General features: G+C 63.6%; 1 protein-coding gene. It reads left to right on the top strand.

Going from position 1 to position 470, the window contains the following annotated elements; translation table 11 throughout:
• Positions 1-470, top strand: a 470-nt coding sequence (locus M0814_RS29010) for an immunoglobulin-like domain-containing protein (protein WP_247868581.1), incomplete at both ends; no start/stop codon positions are given.

Below are 470 nucleotides of genomic sequence, written 5' to 3'. Positions count from 1 at the left end.
GGCTGACCAACGCGGCTGGTTCGCCAGTGACCGTAACGCTGTCGAACGGCGCTGTGATCACCATCGACGCCGGTAAAACCACCGGCACCGTGACTGTTCCTGCGCCTGCCGACGACGTCTACAAAGACGCCGGCACCGTGCAGGCGACCATCAAGTCGGCGACCGGTGGCAGCTTCGAGAACCTGGTACCAAGCACCACGCCAGCCGTGACCACCGTCACTGACACCATCGACACCACCACGGTCAAACTGACCGCGACCGAGTCCGCTGCTGAAGGTGGCACCGTCACCTACACCGCGACCGTTGGTGCGCCAGTGACTGGCTCGCCAGTTGTGGTAACTCTGGCCAATGGTCAGAACATCACCATCGAAGTGGGCAAAACCACTGGCACCGTGACCACCACCGCGCCGAACGATGCGCTGACCGGCCATGCCCCGCTGACCAACGCCATCACCAACGTCAGCGGCGGT

This window comes from Pseudomonas sp. MWU12-2020 (genome assembly GCF_023100605.1).
GTDB lineage: Bacteria > Pseudomonadota > Gammaproteobacteria > Pseudomonadales > Pseudomonadaceae > Aquipseudomonas > Aquipseudomonas fluorescens_H.
This window is presented reverse-complemented; position numbering and strand designations above follow the sequence as displayed.